The organism is Chitinophaga sp. Ak27 (assembly GCF_012726295.1).
Taxonomy (GTDB): Bacteria; Bacteroidota; Bacteroidia; order Chitinophagales; family Chitinophagaceae; genus Chitinophaga.
Window position 1 is genome coordinate 1 of record NZ_JABAOB010000002.1, and the last position, 25,099, is coordinate 25,099.

Annotated in this window: 27 protein-coding genes; 12 read left to right on the forward strand and 15 right to left on the reverse strand. The window is 45.1% G+C overall.

Annotation, left to right across the window (positions count from 1 at the left end; translation table 11 throughout):
* Positions 1-228: 228 nt before the first annotated feature.
* The 6 genes from HGH90_RS07895 to HGH90_RS07920 all read right to left on the reverse strand — a co-directional run bounded on the left by HGH90_RS07895 (position 229) and on the right by HGH90_RS07920 (position 4,496).
* The gene (locus HGH90_RS07895) at positions 229-966 is read right to left on the reverse strand and encodes an SDR family oxidoreductase (protein ID WP_169190800.1); all 738 of its coding nucleotides are present in this window, start codon (positions 964-966) and stop codon (positions 229-231) included.
* Between the two features lie 62 nt (positions 967-1,028).
* Positions 1,029-1,901, reverse strand: coding sequence for a helix-turn-helix domain-containing protein (locus HGH90_RS07900; protein WP_168764531.1), 873 nt, complete (start codon positions 1,899-1,901; stop codon positions 1,029-1,031).
* A 111-nt stretch (positions 1,902-2,012) separates the two neighbouring features.
* Positions 2,013-2,468: a DUF6223 family protein gene (locus tag HGH90_RS07905; RefSeq protein WP_169190801.1), complete on the reverse strand. Its 456-nt coding sequence runs from the start codon at positions 2,466-2,468 to the stop codon at positions 2,013-2,015.
* A 77-nt stretch (positions 2,469-2,545) separates the two neighbouring features.
* Positions 2,546-3,352, reverse strand: a complete 807-nt coding sequence (locus HGH90_RS07910) for a helix-turn-helix domain-containing protein (RefSeq protein WP_168764529.1) — start codon at positions 3,350-3,352, stop codon at positions 2,546-2,548.
* Between the two features lie 39 nt (positions 3,353-3,391).
* Positions 3,392-3,805, reverse strand: a complete 414-nt coding sequence (locus tag HGH90_RS07915; RefSeq protein WP_169190802.1) for a DUF5946 family protein — start codon at positions 3,803-3,805, stop codon at positions 3,392-3,394.
* Between the two features lie 112 nt (positions 3,806-3,917).
* Positions 3,918-4,496: a TMEM175 family protein gene (locus tag HGH90_RS07920; RefSeq protein WP_168764527.1), complete on the reverse strand. Its 579-nt coding sequence runs from the start codon at positions 4,494-4,496 to the stop codon at positions 3,918-3,920.
* Positions 4,497-4,654: 158 nt separating this feature from the next.
* Here HGH90_RS07920 and HGH90_RS07925 point away from each other — a divergent pair, with 158 nt between their 5' ends.
* The 5 genes from HGH90_RS07925 to HGH90_RS07945 all read left to right on the forward strand — a co-directional run bounded on the left by HGH90_RS07925 (position 4,655) and on the right by HGH90_RS07945 (position 8,141).
* Positions 4,655-5,146, forward strand: coding sequence for a YdcF family protein (locus HGH90_RS07925; RefSeq protein ID WP_169190803.1), 492 nt, complete (start codon positions 4,655-4,657; stop codon positions 5,144-5,146).
* A gap of 28 nt (positions 5,147-5,174) precedes the next feature.
* Positions 5,175-5,606, forward strand: coding sequence for a DUF3592 domain-containing protein (locus HGH90_RS07930; RefSeq protein WP_169190804.1), 432 nt, complete (start codon positions 5,175-5,177; stop codon positions 5,604-5,606).
* A gap of 10 nt (positions 5,607-5,616) precedes the next feature.
* Positions 5,617-6,027 (forward strand): DUF3592 domain-containing protein, encoded by a 411-nt coding sequence (locus HGH90_RS07935; RefSeq protein WP_169190805.1) that lies wholly within the window; start codon positions 5,617-5,619, stop codon positions 6,025-6,027.
* Positions 6,028-6,333: 306 nt separating this feature from the next.
* A complete protein-coding gene (locus HGH90_RS07940; protein ID WP_169190806.1) occupies positions 6,334-7,404 on the forward strand; it encodes a hypothetical protein in 1,071 nt (356 codons plus the stop codon).
* Between the two features lie 20 nt (positions 7,405-7,424).
* The gene (locus tag HGH90_RS07945) at positions 7,425-8,141 is read left to right on the forward strand and encodes a hypothetical protein (protein WP_169190807.1); all 717 of its coding nucleotides are present in this window, start codon (positions 7,425-7,427) and stop codon (positions 8,139-8,141) included.
* Positions 8,142-8,167: 26 nt separating this feature from the next.
* Here the strand turns inward: HGH90_RS07945 and HGH90_RS07950 are convergent, their stop codons facing one another.
* The 5 genes from HGH90_RS07950 to HGH90_RS07970 form a co-directional block, all read right to left on the reverse strand.
* Positions 8,168-9,175: a bestrophin family protein gene (locus HGH90_RS07950; RefSeq protein ID WP_169190808.1), complete on the reverse strand. Its 1,008-nt coding sequence runs from the start codon at positions 9,173-9,175 to the stop codon at positions 8,168-8,170.
* A gap of 15 nt (positions 9,176-9,190) precedes the next feature.
* Positions 9,191-9,508 (reverse strand): phosphoribosylpyrophosphate synthetase, encoded by a 318-nt coding sequence (locus HGH90_RS07955; RefSeq protein WP_169190809.1) that lies wholly within the window; start codon positions 9,506-9,508, stop codon positions 9,191-9,193.
* Between the two features lie 35 nt (positions 9,509-9,543).
* Positions 9,544-9,732: a hypothetical protein gene (locus HGH90_RS07960; protein WP_169190810.1), complete on the reverse strand. Its 189-nt coding sequence runs from the start codon at positions 9,730-9,732 to the stop codon at positions 9,544-9,546.
* A 75-nt stretch (positions 9,733-9,807) separates the two neighbouring features.
* Positions 9,808-10,563, reverse strand: coding sequence for an SDR family oxidoreductase (locus HGH90_RS07965; RefSeq protein ID WP_169190811.1), 756 nt, complete (start codon positions 10,561-10,563; stop codon positions 9,808-9,810).
* Positions 10,564-10,730: 167 nt separating this feature from the next.
* Positions 10,731-13,403, reverse strand: a complete 2,673-nt coding sequence (locus HGH90_RS07970; RefSeq protein WP_169190812.1) for a sigma 54-interacting transcriptional regulator — start codon at positions 13,401-13,403, stop codon at positions 10,731-10,733.
* Between the two features lie 191 nt (positions 13,404-13,594).
* Between HGH90_RS07970 and HGH90_RS07975 the strand changes: the two genes are divergently transcribed.
* A complete protein-coding gene (locus tag HGH90_RS07975) occupies positions 13,595-14,683 on the forward strand; it encodes a DNA topoisomerase IB (protein ID WP_169190813.1) in 1,089 nt (362 codons plus the stop codon).
* Positions 14,684-14,709: 26 nt separating this feature from the next.
* Here the strand turns inward: HGH90_RS07975 and HGH90_RS07980 are convergent, their stop codons facing one another.
* Entirely contained in the window at positions 14,710-15,129 is a 420-nt protein-coding gene (locus HGH90_RS07980; protein ID WP_169190814.1) for a DUF6157 family protein, read from the reverse strand.
* 346 nt (positions 15,130-15,475) lie between these two features.
* Here HGH90_RS07980 and HGH90_RS07985 point away from each other — a divergent pair, with 346 nt between their 5' ends.
* From HGH90_RS07985 to HGH90_RS07995, 3 genes are all read left to right on the forward strand, one after another.
* Complete coding sequence (locus tag HGH90_RS07985) at positions 15,476-18,715, forward strand: non-ribosomal peptide synthetase (protein WP_169190815.1); 3,240 nt, start codon at positions 15,476-15,478, stop codon at positions 18,713-18,715.
* Position 18,716: 1 nt separating this feature from the next.
* A complete protein-coding gene (locus tag HGH90_RS07990; protein WP_168764514.1) occupies positions 18,717-19,181 on the forward strand; it encodes a GNAT family N-acetyltransferase in 465 nt (154 codons plus the stop codon).
* A 119-nt stretch (positions 19,182-19,300) separates the two neighbouring features.
* Positions 19,301-19,858, forward strand: a complete 558-nt coding sequence (locus HGH90_RS07995) for a GNAT family N-acetyltransferase (RefSeq protein WP_168764513.1) — start codon at positions 19,301-19,303, stop codon at positions 19,856-19,858.
* A 26-nt stretch (positions 19,859-19,884) separates the two neighbouring features.
* Here HGH90_RS07995 and HGH90_RS08000 read toward each other — a convergent pair whose 3' ends face one another.
* On the reverse strand, positions 19,885-20,745 hold the full coding sequence (locus tag HGH90_RS08000) for a glycoside hydrolase family 16 protein (protein ID WP_168764512.1): 861 nt from the start codon (positions 20,743-20,745) through the stop codon (positions 19,885-19,887).
* 265 nt (positions 20,746-21,010) lie between these two features.
* Between HGH90_RS08000 and HGH90_RS08005 the strand changes: the two genes are divergently transcribed.
* Complete coding sequence (locus tag HGH90_RS08005; protein WP_168764511.1) at positions 21,011-21,334, forward strand: S24 family peptidase; 324 nt, start codon at positions 21,011-21,013, stop codon at positions 21,332-21,334.
* Between the two features lie 23 nt (positions 21,335-21,357).
* Here HGH90_RS08005 and HGH90_RS08010 read toward each other — a convergent pair whose 3' ends face one another.
* Positions 21,358-22,776, reverse strand: a complete 1,419-nt coding sequence (locus tag HGH90_RS08010; RefSeq protein ID WP_168764510.1) for a PLP-dependent aminotransferase family protein — start codon at positions 22,774-22,776, stop codon at positions 21,358-21,360.
* Between the two features lie 90 nt (positions 22,777-22,866).
* On the opposite strand from HGH90_RS08010, the gene HGH90_RS08015 reads away from it, so the two are divergent.
* On the forward strand, positions 22,867-23,325 hold the full coding sequence (locus tag HGH90_RS08015) for a GNAT family N-acetyltransferase (protein ID WP_168764509.1): 459 nt from the start codon (positions 22,867-22,869) through the stop codon (positions 23,323-23,325).
* 29 nt (positions 23,326-23,354) lie between these two features.
* Here HGH90_RS08015 and HGH90_RS08020 read toward each other — a convergent pair whose 3' ends face one another.
* Positions 23,355-24,134 (reverse strand): hypothetical protein, encoded by a 780-nt coding sequence (locus tag HGH90_RS08020; protein ID WP_168764508.1) that lies wholly within the window; start codon positions 24,132-24,134, stop codon positions 23,355-23,357.
* A 304-nt stretch (positions 24,135-24,438) separates the two neighbouring features.
* On the opposite strand from HGH90_RS08020, the gene HGH90_RS08025 reads away from it, so the two are divergent.
* Positions 24,439-25,029, forward strand: a complete 591-nt coding sequence (locus tag HGH90_RS08025) for an RNA polymerase sigma factor (RefSeq protein WP_169190816.1) — start codon at positions 24,439-24,441, stop codon at positions 25,027-25,029.
* Positions 25,030-25,099: the final 70 nt, after the last annotated feature.

The following is a 25,099-nucleotide window of genomic DNA, read 5'->3' on the forward strand; positions in this document are numbered from 1 at the left end:
GGAATATTATAGAATCAATTTCTTTATATTTGCCTATCATTACTCCTGACTATAACGGTTATACGTAATCAGGTTAGCATTACGGTTAGCAATAAACGCTCACCACTCTAAAACACAGACTCTACAAGACATTACGAACATACGTGATACTCCCAAGGGGATCACGAAGGAGACGCTTCAGGTTTTAGGCCTGAAGCGTTTTTTTTACAAATACCCTATTAGTGGTTCTTACCAAGGTATTTCTCCTGTTTCGGGATTATTCTCCTCACTAAAGAATTTTCCTGTAGGCCCATCATTGCCAATTAGCGCATATTTTACTATTCGTTTTCCGGCATCTTCAACGGATCCGGGCCCGCGATGTCCATTGAAATCTGTTTTTGTATATCCCGGGCAAACGGCATTTATTTTGAAGCTGGTATTTTTAAATTCGTACGCCAAAACAACGGTGTACATATTCAGGGCCGATTTTGAAGAAAGATATACAGCGCCTTTGTAGTCGTAGTATTTGTAGGTGGGGTCGCTGTGCAGGGTAATGGAACCCTGGCTTGAACTTACATTTACAATACGGGGTGCTGGCGAATTTTTTAATAAATCAATAAATGCCTGCGTAACCCGCACCACACCGTAAACATTTGTATCATAAGCCGCTTTAAACTGGTCGATAGTTGAGTCGAGTGCCGTTTGTGGATAACCACCATAAACACCTGCATTGTTAATAAGTATGTCCAACACGTTTGTTTTTTTACCTATTTCTTTACGGGCTTTGACTACTGATTCGTCATCTGTAATGTCGAGCGGAATAGTTTCTACATTGTTTAATCCCTCCGCTTTTAATTTATCAACGGCTTCAACACCGTTTTCTACATTACGGCTGCCGAGGTAAACATAGATTCCCCGTTGAGCAAGTTGCCGGGCAACTTCAAAGCCAATGCTTTTGTTGGCGCCTGTTACTAATGCAAATTTCATTGCTGTGAATTTTATAAAGCAAAAGTAGAGGGCCAAAAAATAGCGGAAATGGACAATTCAACTTATTTCCCCGACAAATCTTGCCTGGGCAAAAAATCACTGGCACTTTTTCCCGTACTTTTCTTGAAGAGCCTGGAAAAATAATCAGGGTCATTAAAGCCCAATTCATAGGCCAGTTCTTTGACAGATGTATTGGAATAGCGTAACCTCCGCTGCGCTTCCGCCATCAAACGGTTAATAAAATAATCTTTAGGCGACGTTCCTGCGTATTCTTTTACAATCCGGTACAAACTGTTGGTAGATAAAGCTAATTTTTCTGCAATTGCATTGATAGAAGGTTGTTCTGTAAGGGACGTTTCCACGACTAATTTGAACTCGGCAAACTTTGAAAGGTTAGTGTTTAAGATATTGACGGGTCCTTTGTTTTTGAAATAAGCGCTGTTAAATTCTGATAGCAATGAGTTCACATAAGCTAATATTATTTCAGTGTCGGTCGCATATTTATCTGAGAGAAGTAGCTGGTTTAAAATTTCAAAAACTTTTATTACTCTTTCTTTTGCAGGATTGTCAAGAACGATGGTTTGTGCATTTGAAGGGTTGACTAAAAAGGGAAATTGTTGTGGCAACAATGCCAATGTATTTTCGTCAAACAGTAGCTTGAAATATTTAAGATCGCCTGTTTTAGCGGGTGGCGTAAAAATCTGATTGGGCATTGCAAAAAGAAGGTGGCCGTCAGTAAGTGTGAAGTCTTGTGCGTCTAAATGGTATGTAATTGACCCGCTTTCAATTAGTACAATAAAATAAGAAGATAACCTGCGCGGTTGCAGGATTTTTTGTTGCATATCAGCTGAAAGATAAGGATTGTCGTCTGAGCGAACCTTTATTCCCAGCTCATTATGTTGTAAGCCTTCATGTTTCCCTTTTTGTTCTTGCATATTGTTTGCTCAAAAGTTTGTGGGGTATTGCTATATAATGACTGCCGACTGTAATTACGTTATTACGAAATTCGCACTCTTTTTTTATATTTCATAATCGCCTCGAGCCTGTTACTTTTGGCGACTCATGCTTTCTCGTCGAAGAATCGATCCGCTAAGCACTATCCCTACCAAACTTAATATTATGGCGAGGATTGCGCCTGCTTTTCCACTGCCCGACCCAAACACGGCGCCTGCTGTTGTAGCGAAATGCAGGATACTGGAGGTAATTGCCAGTAAGCCTAGCGTGAGGGCTGTTTTTTTTCCTGTTAAAGAAGAGCGTTTCCTGGCCCGAACGGCAAAGACGATACTTAGTATACTTAAAAGCAATTCAGCTAGCCCGATAGCGCGTGCTGGCGTGATACCTTTTACATAACCACCTTCATTAAAAAGGCCTGGCTTTTTTGTTTCAGCAGTGCCTGTTTTATTTACGATGTCAGCGCCCTGAGAAAATATTTGTGTAGTTGTAAATAAACAACCAGCTACGATCAAGGTGATGGTTAGAATGAATAAGGTAATTTTTCCCATATCGGTATGTATTTATATTTTCGATTACAAAATTATCTTTCTCATGAAAGACAAAATTGTAAAAAAACGACATGCTGTTATGTAAACTCTACCGTACCTCTACCGGCCGCTGCCAGCGATTTTCTTTTGAAGTATTCTTTGGGGCTGATCCCGGAAAACTTTTGGAAATCATGAATGAAGTGCGATTGGTCATAATAGCCGGATTCGACACCTATTTCAGTTAAAGATTTGTCTTGAAAATCTTTAGTGAGAACAGAATTAAACCTCATGATCCGTAAAAATGACTTTGGTCGGAAACCCGATAATTCTTTGAATCGCCTCTCGAATTGTCGCAATGACAGGAAATTGGTATCGGCTAAAGTTTGTACCGAACTTGTTTGATAAGCATTCACAATAGTAGTAATTGCCGAGGAGATAGGTGAGTACTCGGTTCTTACATTTTTTAGCCTTGCTTCCAGGAAGTTTGATACAATTTTCGCTCTTTGGGCATTATTTGACGCTAATATCATTTTATCTTCAAGTATCTCACCATCTTTTCCCAGTACGGCGCTCATGGCGGCATAATGACTGGAAAGTTCGCTTGCAGGTAGGCGGAATAATTGAGGAAATGCATGAGGGTACAGGTAGATGCCAAAAATGCCAAAGTACTCATTATTTAAAGTCACCCGGCTAAAGGTGGCTGTTTGTCCGAATATGCCGGAAGTAAGCATGGTATCTTTACGATGTTCCATGCCATACTTGAAATATCCTTTGTAACAAAAGATAAATTCGGGGCAGGGATAAGCAAAAGCATGATGCACATACGGAAGGTTTCCTTCTACAAACCAATAGAATCGAACATAGTCGGTAAGATGTTTGGGCGGTTGTATAATACCATAGTCCATGTGTGATCCGGATGAATTGATTGTCTAATAGCCGAAAAATCAATATGATTTTTCAGTGAGTTTATTTTTAATTATTTGTAAAACATTCTCTGCCCAGTGCCGAACATCCCGGCAGTAGGCAGCTGCATTCAAGGTGCTAATGCTCAATATATCAATTTCCCAGTCAAATCGATTTAAATTTCGTTGCTGCTTATTTTCAATACCATGTTTATAATCAGATGAGTTTTGATGGAACTCGATAAATTGTTTCGGAGATATTCCCTCGTAAAGAAAGCCTTCGAGTAATTTGATTGCTTCATGGAAATATCCGGGGCTGTAACCATCTGTTTGCAACATATAGGTGATTACAAGTAAATGATGCACCTTGAAATAGGATGGAGCAGAAAATTCAATTGCCAGGCAATCAAAAAATTTTTGCTCCCACAATTCACTCGTGTAGATATTTGTTGCCATTTCGTTCATCCCAAAAATAGGAAAGATATTTTTACTTTAAAAGGTAATAAAGTGCCAATTGTGCCTCTAGCGGGTACTACCGGATGTTTTCGGTAGTACCCGCGGTCATTTATTACGATTCCAGCGCCTTGGCAATATTATTATCCGGGATAAACCAGAGTACGGCCACCAGGAAAATCAATGCGCCGGAAATAGCTGTATTTACGAAGGTCATCCCTATAGCTACCAGGTAAATGGTAACAGATAACAAGGCTTTGCGTTGTTGCCGTTTTAACACTCCCCGCATCTCCGCTGAATAAGGATTTGATTTGACGATGGTGAACTGCAGGATGGTAAAAGCGCCGCCTACCAGCATCAGGAATATTGCATAAACAATAACTGTGTGCGCTGCAAAGTGGTTTTCTCCCATCCAGGCAGTGGCAAAAGGAATCAGGGATAACCAGAATAATAGATGGGCATTGGCCCATATAATGGATGGCGTTACCTTTTTAACAGTGTGCAGCAGATGGTGATGATTGCCCCAATAAATAGCTACGTAAATAAAACTCAGTATATAGCTCAAGGCTACCGGGTACAAGGGCAGCAGGTCCCTCCACTCGGCGCTGTGCGGCGTTTTTATTTCCAGGACCATAATGGTGATGATGATGGCAATTACGCCATCGCTAAAGGCTTCCAGCCGACTTTTATTCATAAATGATATTGTTGAGGAAATAAATATAAGAGAAAGAATGGCTTGCTCCTAAATATAAGTCATTTTCATGCCCGTTTATTTTAATAAATTGAGTACCTTTTAATTATTATCATCATCAGGATAATACGATTTGAGGTAACCCAACAGGAACGAATTTTATGAATAAACTATTGATTGTACTTGGCGCACCCAACGATCACTTGGGAAACTTATCACAAATGGCAGAAGACAGGTTAGCATGTGTTTATAATTTCTATGACGCAAACAATGATTTTAAACTTGTTTGTACAGGAGGCTTTGGTCAGCATTTTAATACAACTGATAAGCCGCATTATTATTACGCTAAGAAATACCTGACAGACCGGGGCATTCCTGTGGATGCTTTCCTCAAGTGTCCGTCTTCTTCCAACACCATCGAAGACTTTCAAATGACTAAAGATTTGGTGCTTGAGGAGCAACCTGACATATTGGTAATTCTAACATCCGACTTTCATCTCGCAAGAGCCAGGGCGCTGTATCATAGGATTATCAATTATCCCAGGGTTGTTTTTATACCAGCTCCTTCTTCTTTGCCAGAGGAGCAGCTTTTACCTTTGTTGGCGCATGAAGACAAAGCATTGAAGAAACTGAATGATACGGCCTCGATATAACATTTTATAATACAATTCAATTCATCCTATGTGGTACAAACTATATTTGTTAGCCGGTATCATTTTACTTACTGTTTCCTTATACAAATTTAAACAGTCTATTGATTTCATCCGCAGAAGTGAGCGGACCGTTGGTACGGTTATCTCGCTCGAAGATATTGACGACGCCTACTCGCCGGTTTTTGCTGTGAAGACAAAAGAGAATGATCAGATTATTTACCATCATGCGGCCGCAAGTAACCCTGCGGCCTGGGATATCGGGGAAGAAGCTACCTTTTTGTACGATCCGGAGAATCCGGACTCTGCTACGATGATGAGTTATTTTTGGCTTTTCAACTGGGCGATACTTTTTCTGGCCATTGCTATCCCGTTGGTTATTGTTGGCGCTGGTTACTTTTTGCTTAGCCCACTGATAAGATTGCCGGAGGCAGCTACCATTGTTAAAAGGCGAATTATTTAAAGTTAAACAGATGATCACATATCTCATTTTTATAATCGTAGGGGCTTTACTATTAGCGGGTGCGTTAACGAGCCTGAAAGGCAGACTGGCCTTTGTGAAAAATGGTGAGCGGGCTTTGGGTACTGTTGTGCAACTTGTGGAAAGAACAGATGATGAGGGCACCTGGTATATTCCTGTTTTCGATATCCCCAGCCGGCAGCAGGAAACAATTACGTACAGACATGACGCTACATCTTCATCGTTCGAATGGCAATTGGGAGAGAAAGCTGCATTTATATTTGAGCCGGGAAAGCCCGATACAGTAAGGTTTCTCAGCTATTGGAAAATTTTTGGATGGTCATTGAGCCTGCTGGCGGCGGCGGTAGATCTTTTGCTGATAGGTGGCGGTTATTTCCTGTTGAATGGATATTGGGGTGCGTAATGCAGGGAAGCAACTTTGCAAGTTGCGAGCGGATAAAAATGAAAATTTGATACGTACATACAATGCGGATCGCTGGATTATTTTAGAAGAACAATCAATTTTTGTACTTCTAAAATTTCAGTCTATGATTATTCAGCGTATTTCGTCCTTGTCTACAACCCCGGGAACAGTAAACGATGTAGCAGAAGTATTGGGCTACTATACAACGGGAGATGGTGGTGGTCTGCGACTATCAAACTAGCTGGTATTGATACTAGAAAAATCAAAGAATAAACTACATTAGTAGCAGTAAATTTTATTATATCTATGAAAAAATGTTTGTTTACCGCCACCCTGGGACTTCTTACTGTATGCGCTAAATCCCAGGACCTGCAATCGGTGACCACCAATGGAAATACAACCACCAACCGTGTTGTACTGGGGTCCACAGATGATGGTTTCAGTAAACTCCAGGTAAATGGAGGTATAGCCCTTAGTTGGGGGCTGAGTAATTCCTCTAACCGGCCGCCTATTACTAATGGTACTTCCTACGAAATCAGGGGAAAGAGTACTTCCTATTATCAGGATGACGGTTTTTTGAGATTAACTGCGGGAGGAGGGACGAATGCGAGTACGAAGTCGTATATAGACTTAAGCGGATATTCCATCGTGCCCGACATGCAGCAGAACATCGTTTTCGGAACTTCCGCCCTGGAACGGATGCGTATCAACGCCGCAGGTCTTGTGGGTATAGGTGTTGCAAGTCCTACCGCGAGACTGGAAGTAGCAGGAAATGCAAAGATAAATGGACCGATTACCAGCACTATTAGTGATCCGGGCATTGGTGGGATGATTGTACTCGATAACCCGGCAAAGAAAACACTGGGTACCGCGAGGAGTTGGAAAATAATGAACATGAGTGGAAGCTATGGTAACAGTCTCCAGTTTTGGGCATATGATAGCATTGGTTGCCCATCAGGGTTATGTGCCCCTCGCTTTACGTTAATGGATAACGGCAACGTGGGTATTGGTACAAGCGCCCCGCAATCGTTGCTGGCCGTAGCCGGAACACTCACCTCCCAAAGGGTCAAAGTAACCATGACCGGCTGGTCAGATTATGTATTTGATCCCGGTTATAGACTGCCGTCATTGCCTGCCGTGGAAAAGTACATTTCCGATAATAAACATCTTCCTGGTATTCCCGCTGAAGCTGAAATTGTAAAGGAGGGACTGGATGTAGGTGATATGCAGCAAAGGCAAATGAAGAAAATAGAGGAGTTGACTTTGTATTTAATAGATCAGCAAAAGCAACTGGAGCAGCAGCAGCAGTTAATACAACGCCAACAACAATTGTTATTGGAGTTAAGCGACCAGATAAAGAAATTGGAAAAGAAATAATCCAAATAAAACCAGGCTATTTGAGAACTACTTCATTATCCCGGACAGCCTATCTCACCGCGGCCTGCATGGTACTCATCTACATGCTGGCGATTTCATTTAAAAGCTATGTATTCTATGTGGATCCGCCAGTGGATACTACGTTGCGTACAGCGATGTTCAAGGGAGGCTGGCCACTGTATCTGGCGTCATCAGCTGTAATGCTGGTGGGTTCATTTGTAATACTGTATCCGTTCGTAGTAATATGTGTGCATAACTTTCCTGTTTCACCAACGGCGTCTGTCACTGCGCTGTTAGGAATTTTCTTTTTCTTCGGCGTGAAGATATGTCTGCTGGCGATCTCGTTATTCAGAATACAGCGGATATTACCGGATCTAATGATGGAAATGAATGGCCCTGGTGTTCAGGAAGGTATACTCGGGGAATATTACCAGTTTCTGAAGCTATATAGATATCTCGATTTTCCCGTAACGGCAGCTGGCATGGTATCGAGCTTCTTGCTGCTACGTACCTTCAGCTCACAGTATCCACTCAACCGGTTGATAAAACTGGCATTGGGTATAAACCTGCTTTATCTCTCCGTACATTTTGCGGACCTTTTATTAAGCCTCTCTGCGCTGCAGGATTATAACCGTACTTTATGCTTACCGGTAGAGTTGTTGATATATGGACTGATATTTATATGGTTGATGTCCGCGCCAACAGTATTCATAAGCCGCTCGGAGAATGGCTTATGAATACTGTTGGTACGGACAGGGACCGGCTACAAGACTATATTATTCCGGAAGTCAAATGCCGGCGGCAGATCCGGTTTACCCAGCATCTCGAAAATATCCCGCTCTAAGCTCCTGCTCATCTGGGAAATGGGAATATCATTGGCATTGCCTTCAAATGGATTCTCTGTACTTTCTCCCACCTGCTCCAGCGAAGTATATACCCATGATATTAAAACGCTGAAGGGAATCACCAACCATACCATTTGGCCCTTAAACATGCCGGATGCAACATTATTGAGTTCATTGAACTCCTTGAGCATGGCAAAGGGCAGCAACAGGCAAAACAGCCATACAAAAATCCGATTGACAGTAGCATACTGCCTTGGATAAGGAAAGTTTTTGATTTTTTCACTTTTCCCCTGGAGTGCCGAAAACTCCCTCAGTGATTTATGTAATTCAAAAAAGCGGGAATTATCCAGGCGCCCTTCGTTGGCCAGCTTTGTTAATGCGTTACTTTGATGATTTAACAGTTGCATAGCAGGATGATGCTGAGAAAGAATGGTATCCAGTTCACCTGTGGAGATGTATTTTGCTAACTCCGTTCTTATGGGAATTTCTTTTTCAGGAATGCTATAAAACCGTGCATACTCCCTGTTGTACGACTTGCCGGTAGATTCCCAGTTGCGTGTAGTCCTTAGCTGGTAGCGTAAGGCAGTGAGCCAGGCCAGGTGGCGGTAAATCATTTGTTGTGCGATGTCGGTGTCGGTGATGAAATCCCGGCACATCATAGCCCAGGTCCTGCTGGCGCTGATAGTGGTTCCCCAGGTTTCCCGGGCTTCCCAGGTACGATTATAAGTCTGCTGGTTTTTAAACCCTACAACGAAAGCGGCGGCAGTTCCAAGAAAAGCTACAATTGGCCAGGGAACAGACAACCATTTGAAACCGAATACCTGGTATAATATGGTGGGAATGGTGCCCATCAGTAACAGCCAGAGGATGTTGCGGCGCGTCCAGAAAAGAAACTCAGATATTTTGTACGATTTTCCGGTATACATGAAAAATAACTTGATTTAATCCAATGGGCTGAGAAGTATTTGTAACTTGTTATCAAATACCAGGCTACAGGATAGCGTTCCTGTTTCATCTATCAATGTACCTCTCACGCCGGAGGCGGGCACCGATATAGCGTAGAGTACTGCATTACTATTGTAGTTGCTATTACAGTCGAACCGGTAGCATTCATCCACATGAAACTCCCGCGGATCCAAGCGTGTGTCAAATTCCCCGCTATACAAACAAAGGGTGTCCGTTTCAGCGGTAAAATCTGCGTTGTAGCCTCTTTGTTTCAGATCTGACAGTGCGTCGGTGAGCGATAAGTATTTTTTCATAAGAAAAGTTTAACCTATAAAGAATAGGAGCCAGATCAGTCTTCTTCCACGATGTTGCCGCTTTTTTCTTGTTCTATGGGTGATTCGTCATCCATACGAATGGCATCATCAAGAAATTCGCCACCTTCACTGGTGTTATGTTCCTGTTCGTGTAATGGAACCAGGGTATCTTTATCGGCGCCGGATTTAGGGCCTCCGGCGTGAGGCAAAAAAGGGAAGTGCATTATATTAAGGAATAATAGTTAAGAATAAATAAACGGGCTACCGCCTGAGTTCGGGCAGGTAGCCCGTTGAAAGCGTTATACACGCTGCAATTGTGTGCTGAGCCACTTTTCAAAGCTAATGGCGCCCAGGTTGGCAGCGCCGGCTGGCACCAATGCAGTATGCGTCACTTCCCCGCCAAAATACTCGGGTTTGCCATTCGCTATCACTTTACGCGGATCGCTCATGTATTGCAGGTAGCGTGCTGCCACCTGGTACATGTCAAACCGGTCGGGCCCCGCGATTTCTACTTTGCCATTGAGCGGCGCGGCCAGGGCATATTTAACTACAAATGCCGCCACATCGTCTGAGGCGATGGGCTGGAACTTTACATCAGAAAGGTGTACTTCCCCATCACGGGTGGCCTGGTTGGCAATGCCACCGATAAATTCAAAGAATTGCGTACTCCGGATAATCGTATAAGGTACGCCAGACTGACGGATCAAATCTTCCTGCACCAACTTGGCACGCATATAGCCAATGTTCTGCATGATGTCAACACCCACAATAGACAGCGCCACGTGATGCTTTACGCCAGCGCTGATTTCTGCACCCAGCAAATTCCGTCCCGCTGTCTGGAAGAATTCCACCACTGCTTTATCTTCGAAAGATGGAGAGTTCGCGAGATCGATCACAATATCTGTGTCTTTCATCGCTGCGGCTAAGCCTTCCCCTGTTATCGTATCAATGCCCGTAGACGGAGACGCTGCAATCACCTGGTGTCCTTGCTGACGAAGTTGCGCCACTACTTTTGTTCCGATAAGGCCGGAACCGCCGATAACTACGATTTTCATAGCTCTTTTTTTAATTGTGAAAAGTTGACCTGGTTAAGCCAAAGCCAATACCAATTATTTTAAAAGTCTGAAAATCAATTAGCTAATGAAAGTTTGTAATTATTTTTTCACTGTATTTCGTGAAATTACGACCGGATTCACGGTATGAAGTGAAGAGAGGAAGGCATTCAGGAGAAATAATCACTCTTATGAATACCGAGCTTTTTCATTTTGGAATGCAGGGTATTACCCGGTATTTTCAGTATATCGGCGGCGCCGCCAGCACCAGAAATTTTACCGCCACAACGTTTCAATGTTTCGATAATGTAATCGCGCTCTACTTCATCTAACGAACGACTAGCGGAATACGCTGCACTTTTTTTATCTTCGGCAGTTACCTCCGGAATATATACATCGGCTATCTTACCATCTTCTGATAATATTATGCTGCGTTCTATAAAGTGTTCCAACTCCCGTACGTTGCCCGGCCAGGCATAGCTACGCAGCTTATGCCATACTTGGGGCGAGATGTCTTTTATAGGGCGGCCGGCACTCCGGGCGTATTTCTGTACAAAGAAATGGGTGAGTGGTTCAATATCTTCCGCACGTTCACGTAACGGAGGCAAATGTATCGGAAATACATTGAGCCGGAAATAAAGATCTGCCCTGAAACGGCCTGCTTTCACTTCTTCCTCGAGGCTGCGATTGGTGGCCACAATCAGGCGAACGTCCAGCTTGATGGTTTGTTTTCCCCCTATCCGCTCCAGCTCGCGCTCCTGGATAACGCGCAACAACTTTGCCTGAGCGTCCAGGGGTAATTCCCCGATCTCATCCAGGAAAAGGGTACTGTTATTGGCTAATTCAAATTTGCCTATACGCCGGTCAATAGCCCCGGTAAATGCTCCCCGTTCATGCCCGAATAGTTCGCTTTCAATCAGGCTGGTGGGCAATGCGGCACAATTTACCTTTACCATTAACTTGTCCTTCCGGGAAGATGCATTATGTATGGCTCTTGCAATTAATTCTTTCCCTGTCCCCGTTTCCCCGGATATCAATACCGTTGTATTGGAATCGGCTACCAGCGAAATCAGGCGATATACACGCTGCATAGGACCGCTGTTGCCGATGATCTCTGAAAAATTATAGATGGTCTGGATCTGTTCTTTAAGGTAGTCATTTTCTACTTCCAGCTTCTTTTTATACATCAGCAATTTTTCGTTGGCCTGGATATTGGCAATGGCCATGGCTATCTGCGCGCAGATACCCTTTACCAGCAACGGGCTTAGGCGATTAGCCAGCAGCCAGATAGTGCCAATATTTTTATCACCTACCCGCAACGGTAACGCATACATGTTTCTTAAACCAGTCGATTTCCACAGCCGGGCATAAGCATTACCATTCTTCCATTCCTCTTCCACACTGAAACGCATGCCTTCCTCACTTGCCAATACCTGCGCCGTATACGTTTCATCAATGGTGATTTTATGGCCAGCCAGGTCATCAAATGTATCTTTCGCGTTGGTAAACAGCGACCGGTCGTACATAAAGGGCGACAAGTGAATACCATCATCCTCTATTACCCTGATCATGGCCAGCTGTGTATGCAGGGTTTTATCGAGTACTGTGAAAATGGCGTGCTGTAAGTCGGCACGGGTTCTCACCCGTGTAATATCCTTACTGAAATCCAATAGGAACGATTGCTCTTGCTGTGTTCTATCGTTCTGCTCATTGGCCATCAGGTTAGCCATCGCAATAGATATCTGCGCACAAATGCCTTGTAACAGCCTTACGTTGACGTCATCTATGTCGAGCAATAAGATACCCAGGTTGGTAGTTCCATTGCGCAGGCGAATACCCACAAAATTTTCAATGCCCATTTGTTTCCAGTAGGGCAGATAGCCGGCAGTGAGACCGCGCTGTATTTCCCTGTTGGCATTAAATAAGACAGGTATAGCGCTGTTGAGAATACGGTCCTGTAGTCCATCATTGATGGGAAAACTGGAATTTTCCAGGGCCGTTAATATCTTTTTGTTGGGCGCTTGGGTGAGATGATATACATAGGGACTCATCGTGCTTTTATCGTCGTTGATCCGGCGAATGATAAAATCGCCGCCAGGACTCAGATGGCGCAATGCTCCCTGTACGGCCCGGGCCAGGCTCTCTTTTGTCCGCACAGTGGCCATCTCGCTGGAAAAGTCCAGGAGGAAAGATTTTTCCTGCTCTTCTTTCAATAATGCTTCATTCTTGATAATGTTGGAGACCGCACTGGATATTTGCGGCACAATGCCGTTGATAATACTTCTGAAAGCTGCACTAAAGCCCTCAGGTTGGTCGCTATAAATATGTAGAAATCCCAAAGGCTTGCCGCCCTTCATTAATTTGGCCATCATGATTTCCCTGACGCCCTTTTCATAATTTACGCGCAGGAAAGGCGGGCTTTGCGGCTGATCCATCACATCTTTCAGCAAAAAAGAGATAGGCGCCTCCGCCTGCAACACAGATTGAATAAATGGTTCATTCAATAAAAAACGGGATTGTACCATCTCCTGGTACCGGTCGTGCGAACGGATAGGGGAACCGTCATTATCCAGCAGAAACGGCGTATAGGTATCATCTTTATAATCGATGAGCGTAACGATTGTATGGCTGATATAAAATAACCCTTTAATACTTTTTTTGAAAAGCAGGATAAGATCATTTTTATCGCGCACCTTAGTGAGGTCATTACTTAATGCCAAAAGGATTTCCCGCTCTGTTTTATAAAAGTCAACTGTTTTAGGAAGGGCATCATCGGGCAATACGGCTGCTTTTTTGCGCGGTTTTTTATTCCGGTTATTTTCTTTGAGCCCTTCCTTTTTCATTAGCTGAACGGTTGTTGGAGGTAATGGTCATCACCCCGTTGATGTGATCATAATTTTTTAAAGCCGGCCATGTGGCTGGCTGTACAGCTTATAGCTATTAATGCGGCTTAAATGTAGCTATTTTTCTCCGCAAATATCCATGCGAACTCCTCAGATCCAATTTTGGCACGCAAAAGGTGTTAGTTATCCGTATGGAAAATACCGTAAAAACATTGGAGCAGATCGGCCGTGACCCGAAGTTTACGGCAAAAGCAATCGGCCTGCGTTATGTTTCAGATACCACCCCGGGCTATTCCCGTAGAAAAGCCGGCAAAGGCTGGAGCTACTATGACCCCAACGGCATATTGGTGAAAGATAAGATGCTGATCGACAGGTTTCGTAAACTGGTTATCCCTCCAGCGTATACGCAGGTATGGATATCGCCGTATGAAAACAGTCACCTGCTGTTTACGGGCATCGATGCGGCGGGGCGCAAGCAATACCGTTATCATGCAGCGTGGAATAAGGTACGCAACCAAACCAAATATCACCGGATGCAACATTTTGCTGATTTTTTGCCGGCTATACGGGCGCAGGTAGACAAAGATCTGTCCCGGCATCAGCTCGACCATGAAAAAGTAGTGGCGCTGGTAGTACGTCTGATGGAGCTTACCAGCATCAGGGTGGGTAACGAATCGTATAAAAAACTCTACGGTTCTTTTGGATTAACCACGCTGATGAATCGTCATGTAAAGGTAGATGGGGCAAAAATCTGGTTTCAATTCAAAGGAAAAAAAGGTGTGTTGCAAAAGGTATCACTGAAAAGTAAAAGGTTGGCCCGCATTGTAAAGCAGTGCCGCGATATTCCCGGTAAAGACCTGTTTCAATACTACAATGAACAAGGCGAGCCCTGCACCATAGGGTCGGGCGATATCAACGACTACCTGAAAGCCATTACCGCTGAAGATTTTACCGCCAAGGATTTCCGTACCTGGGCAGGTAGTATTAATGCACTCTATGCCATCAAAGAAGCGGGTGAATTTACCACCATGGCTGAGTGCAAGCGAAAGCTGGTGATGGTGATTGATAAGGTAGCGCTCAACCTGGGCAATACGCGAACAGTCTGCAAAAAGTATTATATACATCCCACTATCATGAAAAGCTACGAAGAAGGAACCATCTTCCGCTATATAGATCAATTCAATGGTGCAGAGGAGGTGGAAGTTGCCAACTTAAGCCTGGCCGAACAGGCATTACTGCAACTCCTGGAAAAGGAACAGCTGCTGGAAACAGTGGAATAAGTGACTGCTTCCAACAGCTGATTTTTTTATCGTTTTGAACGCATGGCTTTCACTTTCTTTAGCTGTCCATCGGCCACAAATTTTTCATAAGCCGGTGTCTCTACCCCATAAATGGCCACTTTTCCGTGACTGTCACAATGAACACCGAAACCATAGGTTTTGGTTAAGGGAGAGGCTCTCAGGCAGGCCTGCCCTTTAGAGAAAAACTGTTCCCTTGCCTGCTTATATGCTGCCTTAGTCAGGTCATTCCTTTCAGCAAATACCAGGAACAGTACGTCGTCCGAGGTATATTGATAAGGATGCTTCGCAATCAGTTCGTATTGCAGTTCGGCAATACTTTTTTTATCGCCTTTGGAAGGAGGCCTGGTGCCATTGACGGCCTTCGTATCTGTTGCCACTTCGATAAAGGTATCCTGGTAATTGGTGGTATGTATTTTAGTATTCATATGTTGGATAGCATGGTGGTGATGTTCAAAAATAGGAAATTTCTGCACTGGGGAAAATAAGATAGCTATAGAATACCTTTTATTGGGAGTTAATTGACGGGATAAAAAACCGGCTACATTAAACATTTCGCGTCCCGAACAGTCAAACATTTTATAATGTTAAAATCTGTGGAATACACTTTACACTGATAATAAATGTCCGAATTAATGGCACCTGCTAAAGCATTGTAATTTGGCCCACCTACCTTGCTTGGCGATCGTCTTATTTTGTTTCTCTTTGCCTGCGCCTACGGAAGGCACTGGCACGAATAATTGAAATTATTTTAATATTAAAATTGCTAGATGAATGCGTGGCGATCCATTACCTATTAGGAAATTACCGGCTAATTCATTGTCCGGTAATGGTAGCAACGGCATGAACGGCGTTCCGGTTCCAATTAAAGCCGACAACAGGTTAACAGCCCAGTTACTGCAATGTAGCCAGGAACTGAATACCAGTCCCGTTAACATACTGTTGACCGTATTTCAAATCCTTTTATACCGCTACAGTAGCCAGCGCGATATCTTTACCGTGGCATTGCTGGAAGATACTCCCATTATGCTACCCAATAATCTGACAGGCGATCAGACTTTTATGCAAGCATTAAAGCAGGCAACGCTGGCCATCGATGCTGCAAACGAGCCGGCACTGGAACTGCCGGCAGATGATACATTGAGCGGCGTATTTGTTTCAAATCCCTCTTCTGTAGCATTGACAATGGATGATGTTGCTTCAGAAGACCGGGTGGTAATGATGATCGATACACATGAGGTTGTCCTGGAAGGGCAGCTATTTTACCATGATGAAGAAGCAGCCACCAGCATGGTACGGCATTATAAGCAGCTGCTCACCGCCGCGTTTGACCAGCCCAATCAGCAGATAGGTGCCCTGCGAATGCTCACAGAAGAGGAGTTGCAGGAACTGGCGCTCTTTAACCATACTAAAGCGCCCTATCCCACCGATAAAGGGTTACATACCCTTTTGGAGGAACAGGCGTTAAAAACTCCGGGTAATGTGGCCCTTCAGATAGGCAACACCACCCTCTGCTATGAAGCGTTAAACCGGCAAGCCAATCAACTGGCGCGATTACTGGTTGCACAAGGTATTACACCCGGAAGCAATGTAGGGCTGATTACCTCACGCGGCTTTAACATGATTGTGGCCATGTATGCTATATTAAAGGCCGGCGCCGCCTATGTACCTGTCGATCCCGATTACCCGGTAGACAGGCAGCAGTACATACTTTCCAGTGCCGCGGTGAGCCTGTTGCTGGTGGACCAGGAATATCCACTGGTAGCTGCAGCTCCTGCCATACCGTATATTGATATCAGCGCTGCCCGACTGGATCGTTATGATCCGGCTAATCTCCGGCTCCCGGTTGATAGCCGCCAACTGGCGTACACCATCTATACTTCCGGTTCCACCGGCAAGCCCAAAGGCGTCATGATCGAACACCATGCGGCGGTGAACCTCATTTTATGGGTGAATCATCGCTTTCAGATAGGCCCGGCCGACCGGCTGCTTTTTATTACCTCTATGTGTTTCGATTTATCTGTTTATGACATATTTGGCATATTAGCAGCGGGAGGCACCATAGTGATTGCCGGGCAGGAAGAAGTGAATGATATTAACCAGCTACAGGCCATGTTATGGCGATACCAGATCACTTTCTGGGACTCGGTGCCTTCCACACTGGACTATGTGGTGAAAGAGCTGGTAGTAATGAACCCTGGCTACCGGCAACATACGCTGCGGTTGGTGTTTTTAAGTGGAGATTGGATACCGGTCAATTTACCGCAGCGTATAAAACAGTTTTTCCCTGCGGCAGAAGTGGTGAGCCTGGGAGGAGCTACGGAAGCTACGATATGGTCCAATTATTTCGTGGTGGAAGAAGTGCCGCCTCATTGGAAAAGCATCCCCTATGGCAGGCCCATTACCAATAACTTTTTTTATATCCTGAATGAACAGCTGCAACCGGTGCCCAACGGTATTACGGGAGAATTATACATCGGCGGGGTAGGCGTTGCCAGGGGCTATGCCGGCGAGCCGGAAAAAACAGCAGCAGCTTTCCTGGCTGATCCTTTTCACCCCAACACCGGCGGCAGGATGTACCGTACCGGCGACCTGGGTCGCATGCTTCCGGATATGAACATGGAGTTTATAGGCCGGAAAGATACCCAGGTGAAAATAAGAGGCTTCCGGGTAGAACCAGGAGAAATTGAGCACGTACTTTACCAACAGGGACAGCTGGAAAGCGTTGTTGTATTGGCCAGGGGTGAAGAAAAAAACAAAAAGGAACTCATAGGATATGTAGTAGCAAAAGGACGCTTCGACAAAGAGCAAATCACTCAATATTTACAATCCAGGCTGCCCGATTACATGATACCCACACAATGGGTAGCGCTTGAAAGTATGCCGCTCAATATCAATGGTAAGGTAGACCGGAAAGCCTTGCTGGATATGGTAATCCCCAGGCAGATGGTAGTAGGCGACAGTCCTGCGTTAACAGGAGAGGAAGCCATTATGGCTGCTATCTGGAAGCAGGTGCTGGGAACAACAACGATCCGTGTAAATGATAATTTCTTTGAGCTGGGAGGGCATTCGTTGATGGCGCTGCAAATCATGTCGCGGTTTGAACATGCCACCGGTATCAAACTCCCGGCAGCTATCTTATTCAAGCATCCTACCATTGCTTCCCTGCTGGGCTCCATAGAAAGAAAGGATACTACTGCCAGCTGGCAATCACTCACGCCAATTAAACCTGGCGGAAGTAAGATGCCGCTGTACCTCGTGCACGGGGAAGGCTTATATACTTTTAGTTTCAAAGAGCTGGCCAGTTACCTGGACGACGATCAGCCGGTATTTGGCTTGCAGCCGTGGGACCTGCAAAAAGCCAGCGATGTGGAAATTACCATGGAAGATATTGCCCGCCACTATGTGGGCGAAATATTGAAACATAATCCCAACGGCCCTTATGCTATCACCGGCTACTCCTTCGGCGGATATGTGGCCGTGGAAATGGAACGTCAGTTAACCGCCCTGGGCAAGGAAGTGAAATTGCTGGGTATCTTTGATACAGATGCTGAAAATGCATTCTATAATAAATCGTGGCGGGAAACGCTGCCTAAAAAGATCAGGCGGCAATTTCCCAAGTTCCTCTGGATCCTGCAATCGGCTGTAAAAGCGCCTTATATCACCATTCATTACCAGTATTCCCTGCTGGTGAAAAAGCTGCGGAAAATGGGCGTATTGAAAGAAGCAGCAACCGGGGAGGAGAATGTCTACGGCGAAATAAAGGTCATTAACCAAAGATATCATGCGGCGTTGAAAGCATACCATCTCCAGCCGTTTGATAATTTCATTTATCTTTTTAAAGCCAAAAGCCGTATCAACTTTATTGAAGATGCCAGGTATTTTGGCTGGAGAAAATATGCAAAGAAAGGAGTGAAAACATTTGATGTACCAGGAGATCATGTGACCATGTTGCACCAGCCACATGTGCGTGAACTGGGAGAAATATTGCAGGATGCTTTAAACAATTGCTGAGATGAATTATTCAACTACTATAATAAAGCCGGTTACCCGGCAAGATATCTCCGCTTACACGGAGGTGTTCATGCAGGCCTATAACCAGCCACCATGGAATTACCAATGGCAGCCTGAAGATGCGGCCAGGTACCTGATGGAGTATTTTTTGTCAGATAATTTTAAGGGCTTTAGCCTATACGAAAACGATGTTTTTGCCGGCGCCCTGTTTGCCCGTACCAAAACCTGGTGGAATGGACGGCAACTGTATATTGACGAATTTTTTATCGCGCCCTCCATGCAGGGAAGGGGATATGGGAAGTTGCTGATCAGCCATGCAGAGCAGTTTGCACGGGAGCAGCAGCTGGGTAGCATTACGCTGATGACACACCGGTTTATGCCAGCTATGAAGTTTTACACCGGCATAGATTTTATGCAGGCCCCTCCTTTTGTGATGTTATTTAAGCCATTAAACGGCGATGTATAAATGGTTGTTGCTGACGAACGATGGACACAAAGTATCCCCCCATCTTCATAATTTATTGCCTAAATTTAGCTGGAATAAGTAGGTTATTCTTATCCTGAAATAAATGCTACTGTAGCGATATGCATTTTCACCTCAACACCCAAAGATTAGTACTGCGCGATTTTTTGCCGGGCGACTGGCCTGCATTACATGCACTTTACCTCCTGCCGGAAACTGTCAGGTATAACCCCAGCGGCTATCCGGAAAATGAAGCAGCCACCCGGCAACTGGTGAATAGTTGGGTGGCTCAACCAGAAGCCGCCAGGAGAGGGGATTATACGATTGCTATTATTGATCCGTCTGACCAGCGCTTTGTAGGAGTAATATCATTGGATTTGGGAGAAGATAAATATGCGAGAGCGGAAGTATGGTACAAGCTATTTCCAAAATACTGGGGTAAGGGATATGCTACTGAAGCACTAATGGGTATGCTGACATTCGCCTTCGGGCAACTCCGGCTGCACCGGGTAGAATGCGGCTGCAGCATTCATAACACCGGCTCTTATAAAGTAATGGAAAAGGCAGGGATGACCCGTGAAGGGATAAAACGCAAAGTGCTGCCATTGGAAGATGAGTGGCATGATGCTTATATATACGGCATCCTGGCAGAAGAATTTATATCTCAAAGGACCACGTAGCCGTGATCCTTTGAGAATAGCGATAGTTATTGATATACTTTTACCCAGTCTACAATCATTTGCACGGGTAGATCAGACGGATTAATCTTTCCTACCCAGTCGCCTCCCAGCTGCTGATCTATCAACAGGTAGAAGGGCTGGTCGTAGGGCCACTGGGAAGGATCTGCGCCGGCCACTCTTGGATAGGTAAATGTTTCTTTTCCATTCACCGTAAAAACAATTTTATCCGGGAACCATTTGATGCCATAGGTGTTAAACTCCAGTGGCTGAATCGCCGCTGTACCATAGTGTGGCGGATTTTTATCCTGTTTTAGGTTAAGCGTATAGTAGGAGTGAGTTGTCTGATAAACGATACTGTCGTGGTTCAGGTGTTCCATGATATCAATTTCTCCATTCCGTGGATATTGCCCATATTTGTCGGTTTCCGCCAGCATCCACATGGCAGGCCAGGCGCCCCCGGCGCATTCCAGTTTAGCACGAATTTCCACCTGTCCATATTGAAAAGCGAATTTGCCCTTGCTGTATATGCCACCGGTAATAAAAGGTCTTGGATCTTTCAGGGTATCAGGATTAATGATGCCGCGGAGGAATAACTTCCCATCCTTCAGGTCATAACAGCGGGGATCTGCGCTCATATGCTTATTCCATGCCGAGCCGCCCGGAGGTACCATTGTCCATTTACTGGTATCGAGCCGGGGCTGGTCGAAATTGTCTTCCCAAACCAGTTTCCATTGTTTTTTTTGACGGCCGTCTTTCTGGATATACATATAACCATTGCTGGTAGTGCTCCTGGAACTGGAGCAGGACGAAAATATGCCCAATAAAATAACAGGAATAAACCGGGTAAGGCCAGTTCGGCCTTTTCGGAAAGTGTGTATTAACTTCATCGTTCACGTTGATTTAAAAAAGCGCGACAATCACCCGTAACTGCCGGCTGACGCCAATTTATATAAATATCCGGGATAGTTTTTTTTCAAATGATGAGCGGTAATACAATCGATATTATTCAAATGACTATCTTTGCGAAGAAAATAGTAACCCTGTACCCCGAATAACTACAGACATTTTATTTAACAACAATACCAACAAGCATCCATATCACCGCCCCTTTTACTCCCCCGCAGTCCACTTAATTTTTTAAATACATATCATATGAACAAGTACGAACGACTCAAACAAGAGCTGGCCATGGCTGGCACAGGAAAGATGAAGGCCTTTGGCACTTCTATGTTGCCCATCTTGAAAAGCGGCACACTATTGACTTTTATCAGCTCGCCCGATTACGCTATTGGCGACATCGTGTTTTGCAAGGTAAAAGGCCGGTATATCGATGCCCATAAGATTATTAAGAGAGACAAGAACAAAGGCTACCTGATTGCCAACAATCATGGCTTTGAAAATGGCTGGACGAAGATCATCTATGGCAAAGTTATATTGGGAGAATATGAAAAAGGGATCGTCTATAGAAAAGAATGATCCCCTTTTTATTTGTAGACCTGTCATTGTAACATCCCTGCCAATTTTCCCAGCAGCTTCAGTTTTCCCTCCAGCTCCTCCGACCAGGGCAATCCCATACAAAGCCGCATACAGTTTTCAAATTGATTTTGCAACGTGAAGATCCTGCCAGGCGCAATGCTGATTTTTTGCCGGATAGCTACGTTGTAAAGATCAGTAGTATTGATGCCCGGAAGTTCCACCCATAACGTTAATCCACCCTGTGGCCGGGATACTTTTGTGCCGGCCGGAAAGTATTCGGCAATAGCGGCCATATATTGCCGACAATTGGCCTGTAATGTTTGCCGCATTTTGCGCAGGTGGTTGTCATACCGGCCACTCTCCAGAAAACCTGCTACCACTTCCTGTGTAATGGCGGACGAAGAGATGGCGTGTACCAGCTTTAATTTCAACACCTGCTCTTTGTAAATGCCGGGCGCCACCCAGCCCACTCTATAGCCAGGTGCCAGCGTTTTGGAGACAGCGCTGCACCAAAGTACCGTGCCCGTTTTGTCGAAGGCTTTACAGCATTTAGGGCGACTGCTTCCAAAATATAAGTCGCCATACAGATCATCTTCAATCAGCGGTATATGATGGTGGGCTAATAGTTCCACCACTGCTTTTTTGTGGCTGTCGGGCATGCAGCTGCCCAGGGGCGTATTGAAATTACTGACGAGCAAACAGCAATTGATACGGGGAATAGCTTTTTCCAGCGCTGTTATATCTATACCGGTTTGGGGATCGGTGGGTAACTCCATGACCCGCAAACCCAGGCTCCGGGCCAGTTGTAGTATGCCGTGATATACAGGGCTTTCCACGGCGATGGTGTCGCCGGGTTTAGTGGTGGCCATCATGCAGAAGGAGAGGGCATTCATGCCGCCGGCGGTGGTGATGATATCATCGGGTTGCAGGTGGCCTCCCCAGGTATAGGAGCGGCGTGCTACGGCCCTGCGCGTTTTTTCGTTGCCGGGCAGGGGTTCATACGCCGTGCCGCTGCCGGAAAGTGCCCGCATGGCTTTGATCATTTCTTTATTGAGCCGGGCTATGGGCAACAATGCTTCGGAAGGTACGCCGATGGAAAACAAGGTAAGGCCAGGATCCGGGTGTCCCATATGACTGTATACTTTGTTGATCAGCGGTACCGGTTCTTCTTCACTGGAGGCCGGCACTGGCCGGCTGATTTCTGGCAGCGGCAAGGCACGGTGCCATTGGTGGCTGACGAAGTAGCCGGATTGAGGCCGCGATTCGATGAGCGATTGCCCTTCCAGCTCCAGGAATACCCGTTTGGCGGTGTTCATGCTGATGCCATGTTCGCGGCAAAGCATTCGCACAGAAGGGAGCCGGTCGCCCGGTTGGAGCGACTGCTGCCGGATCAGGTGGGCTAGGTGCCGGGATATTTCCAGGTATAAATATTCCTTTTCCATCTCCAAATATAAACTGTACTCATTAATAATTACAAAACTGTATCTGTATTCATTAGCTGCTTTCACCGATTTTTGTGGAAAAAACGAAGGATGAACACAATAACAGTAACGATCAGAACGGGTAAGGACAACATGGATATCCCGATGATACATGATTATTTATCGACAGGCTCCTACTGGGCACAGGGCATCTCCTATGCGTTGGTGGAGGGCGCACTTGCACATTCGTTTTGTGTAGGCGCTTTTGTGGAAGGGCAACAGGTGGCTTTTGCGAGGTTGATCACCGACTATCACACCTTTGGTTGGCTGGCCGATGTGTTTGTGCTGCCGGTGTATAGAGGCAAGGGGATCTCTAAGCAGATGATGGCGTTTTTGCAGGAGCAACCGTGGACAAAGGGATTGAGGCGGATCATGCTCAGTACACGGGATGCACACGAATTATACCGGCAGTATGGGTTCAACGATATCTGCAAACCATCGTCGCTGATGGAAGTACACCGGCCCGACATACACCGCCACTTTACGCTCACAGAAATAACGCGCGGATAATGGCTATATAAGCGGGCCAGGTACGGTGTTTAGAACTTAATCAGCAGTTTTTCGGAAACCAGCTTATTCTCTTTATAATATTCGAAATACCAGTCGCCGCTCTTTTTCAGCACAATGCCGTGAGTGGTATCATTGTCGGCGATAAAGTAGTCCTGCACCGATGTTTTAAGTAAGGTTAACACTTTCTTCGGAGTGAGGTCTATCAACTGGAACCCATTGGGAGTTGCCTGCGCATATAAGGTGCCGGCAGCTTCCTTTACTTCGGCTACTGCTGCAGGGGCAGGAGCGGGTGTCGACGCCTGGGTAGCAGCCGCCGGTGCAGGGGCAGGAGCCGGAGCTACGGCTACCGGTGTTGTGGCCTGCGGAGCCGCGGTAACGGTGCCATTATAAGCATAAGGGACATCTTTCAGGGAGGTGAAAGCGTCCTGTAGAGCGAGGTTATAGGCGGTAGCGAATTCCTTCTCCCGGCTTTTCCCTTCTTTACTTTTAAAAATGATATTACCCTGGCAGTCTTTCAGGATGAGTGTCAGATTGGTCACAAACAACCCTTTTTTCTGCGTTACATCTGCATTCAGGGCATTACAGCGGTTGCCAGCCAGTTCCTTGGGCACTTCGGCATTATCGAAATAAACGGTAAATCCTTTTTCTTCCAGGAGCGATTTCGCCAGGGTGTTTAACCCATATTGATTGTCTTCCCGCGTAAAACCGAATTTCTCCGGTACCAACACATATTTGTAATTGTTGATCGTGTTCTGGGCATATGCCGTACAGGAAATAAGTAAAGCAATGATTAATGTGTATCTCTTCATATGGTAGTTTGTCTGCTGATGGGAACGAATATATATAAAATACTCATTAAAACCCTCCATCCCCAGGGGAGTGAAAAGTACCGGAGAATAAAATCAACCATATCATCTTCTTGGCGAAATATATATAGTGTGTATGCGACACTTATAAATAACAGTAAACCAATTGGCTGCAATAAACCCCAATAGCCCATGCTGACTGCATTTGCGGGCACACTGGCTCATGGTTTTTATATTCCTGTTGAGTTTGAAATGTAAAACATTTTCAGCAATTTCGCACCTGAACCAACAGTATCAACCAGGCCGCATGCAGGATGACAAAGATATATGGGATGCTTTTCGATCCGGAGATGAATCCTCCCTGCAAATGATCTTTGATAGGTACTATACACCACTATTTAATTATGGACATAAGTTTTCTGCCGATGACCACCTGATAGAAGATGCCTTGCAGGACCTGTTCGTAAAGCTCTGGAAGAACCGGAAAACGATTAAGGATACCGAATCTGTCAGGAATTATTTATATAAGTCGTTTCGCCGGGTACTATTGCGTATGCTGGAAGTACAGCAGCGTAAGTACAGTTTTACCGTATTGGACGAATGGCCAGGACCTGGCCAGGAACTGGGATACGACCAAACCCTCATCAGCCGTGAGCGGCTGGAAAGTATACGTGGCAACTTGTTGGCCGCACTGGAAAAAATGACGCCGCGACAAAGGGAAATCATACACCTGCGCTACTATGAAGAAATGGAATACGAAGAAATAGCGGCACTCATGCAACTATCTGTATCCAGTACTTATAAACTGGTGTATAAAGCCATCGATACCCTCCGGCAATACCTGTCCAAAACTGATCTCCTTATTTTGTTAGCTGTCACCTCATTAAAAAAAATCTAAGACGGCACTATTTATTGACGTGATTGTTAGAAAATATTCATTTTCTGATCGCAAAAATAAATTTATTGAT

Excerpts from the sequence above, each read along its gene's own strand:
- HGH90_RS07895 (WP_169190800.1), bottom strand. The coding sequence starts at position 966 with ATGAAATTTGCATTAGTAACAGGCGCCAACAAAAGCATTGGCTTTGAA.
- HGH90_RS07900 (WP_168764531.1), bottom strand. The coding sequence starts at position 1,901 with ATGCAAGAACAAAAAGGGAAACATGAAGGCTTACAACATAATGAGCTG.
- HGH90_RS07905 (WP_169190801.1), bottom strand. The coding sequence starts at position 2,468 with ATGGGAAAAATTACCTTATTCATTCTAACCATCACCTTGATCGTAGCT.
- HGH90_RS07910 (WP_168764529.1), bottom strand. The coding sequence starts at position 3,352 with ATGGACTATGGTATTATACAACCGCCCAAACATCTTACCGACTATGTT.
- HGH90_RS07915 (WP_169190802.1), bottom strand. The coding sequence starts at position 3,805 with ATGGCAACAAATATCTACACGAGTGAATTGTGGGAGCAAAAATTTTTT.
- HGH90_RS07920 (WP_168764527.1), bottom strand. The coding sequence starts at position 4,496 with ATGAATAAAAGTCGGCTGGAAGCCTTTAGCGATGGCGTAATTGCCATC.
- HGH90_RS07925 (WP_169190803.1), top strand. The coding sequence starts at position 4,655 with ATGAATAAACTATTGATTGTACTTGGCGCACCCAACGATCACTTGGGA.
- HGH90_RS07930 (WP_169190804.1), top strand. The coding sequence starts at position 5,175 with ATGTGGTACAAACTATATTTGTTAGCCGGTATCATTTTACTTACTGTT.
- HGH90_RS07935 (WP_169190805.1), top strand. The coding sequence starts at position 5,617 with ATGATCACATATCTCATTTTTATAATCGTAGGGGCTTTACTATTAGCG.
- HGH90_RS07940 (WP_169190806.1), top strand. The coding sequence starts at position 6,334 with ATGAAAAAATGTTTGTTTACCGCCACCCTGGGACTTCTTACTGTATGC.
- HGH90_RS07950 (WP_169190808.1), bottom strand. The coding sequence starts at position 9,175 with ATGTATACCGGAAAATCGTACAAAATATCTGAGTTTCTTTTCTGGACG.
- HGH90_RS07955 (WP_169190809.1), bottom strand. The coding sequence starts at position 9,508 with ATGAAAAAATACTTATCGCTCACCGACGCACTGTCAGATCTGAAACAA.
- HGH90_RS07960 (WP_169190810.1), bottom strand. The coding sequence starts at position 9,732 with ATGCACTTCCCTTTTTTGCCTCACGCCGGAGGCCCTAAATCCGGCGCC.
- HGH90_RS07965 (WP_169190811.1), bottom strand. The coding sequence starts at position 10,563 with ATGAAAATCGTAGTTATCGGCGGTTCCGGCCTTATCGGAACAAAAGTA.
- HGH90_RS07970 (WP_169190812.1), bottom strand. The coding sequence starts at position 13,403 with ATGAAAAAGGAAGGGCTCAAAGAAAATAACCGGAATAAAAAACCGCGC.
- HGH90_RS07975 (WP_169190813.1), top strand. The coding sequence starts at position 13,595 with ATGGAAAATACCGTAAAAACATTGGAGCAGATCGGCCGTGACCCGAAG.
- HGH90_RS07980 (WP_169190814.1), bottom strand. The coding sequence starts at position 15,129 with ATGAATACTAAAATACATACCACCAATTACCAGGATACCTTTATCGAA.
- HGH90_RS07985 (WP_169190815.1), top strand. The coding sequence starts at position 15,476 with ATGCGTGGCGATCCATTACCTATTAGGAAATTACCGGCTAATTCATTG.
- HGH90_RS07990 (WP_168764514.1), top strand. The coding sequence starts at position 18,717 with ATGAATTATTCAACTACTATAATAAAGCCGGTTACCCGGCAAGATATC.
- HGH90_RS07995 (WP_168764513.1), top strand. The coding sequence starts at position 19,301 with ATGCATTTTCACCTCAACACCCAAAGATTAGTACTGCGCGATTTTTTG.
- HGH90_RS08000 (WP_168764512.1), bottom strand. The coding sequence starts at position 20,745 with ATGAAGTTAATACACACTTTCCGAAAAGGCCGAACTGGCCTTACCCGG.
- HGH90_RS08005 (WP_168764511.1), top strand. The coding sequence starts at position 21,011 with ATGAACAAGTACGAACGACTCAAACAAGAGCTGGCCATGGCTGGCACA.
- HGH90_RS08010 (WP_168764510.1), bottom strand. The coding sequence starts at position 22,776 with ATGGAAAAGGAATATTTATACCTGGAAATATCCCGGCACCTAGCCCAC.
- HGH90_RS08015 (WP_168764509.1), top strand. The coding sequence starts at position 22,867 with ATGAACACAATAACAGTAACGATCAGAACGGGTAAGGACAACATGGAT.
- HGH90_RS08020 (WP_168764508.1), bottom strand. The coding sequence starts at position 24,134 with ATGAAGAGATACACATTAATCATTGCTTTACTTATTTCCTGTACGGCA.
- HGH90_RS08025 (WP_169190816.1), top strand. The coding sequence starts at position 24,439 with ATGCAGGATGACAAAGATATATGGGATGCTTTTCGATCCGGAGATGAA.